1 protein-coding gene is annotated in these 286 nt (G+C 54.5%); it reads left to right on the top strand.

Annotated features, from left to right (window positions below; genetic code table 11):
- Positions 1–94: 94 nt before the first annotated feature.
- Positions 95–286, top strand: a 192-nt coding sequence (locus tag AC1RP1_RS07735; protein ID WP_481762679.1) for a hypothetical protein, incomplete at its 3' end; no start/stop codon positions are given.

Here is a 286-nt window from a genome sequence, read left to right as displayed (position 1 = left end):
ATTGTTGGCGCTTGACAGTTATTTCGATCTAGTGTAACCTAGTCGTATTCGGGTCCTTGGGGCCCGCTCTGTCAACGCCACAAAAGGAAAGGACGTGCAAAAGAAAGACTTGCTGACACAAGCATTGCCCAAGGCGATGGTAGACAGCTACCGTTGTGGCGACTGCTTGCATTTTAAGGCGCATCGCCACAGCTACCACGAGAAACCGTGCGGTGAAGAGGGTATCAAAGCCGGTGCCGTCGCGCCTTCGTGCTACACGCCAGATGTGACGCAGCTCTCGGGCAAC

It is taken from the genome of Dellaglioa sp. CoH-56-MRSF-13, from assembly GCF_056782095.1.
This window is presented reverse-complemented; position numbering and strand designations above follow the sequence as displayed.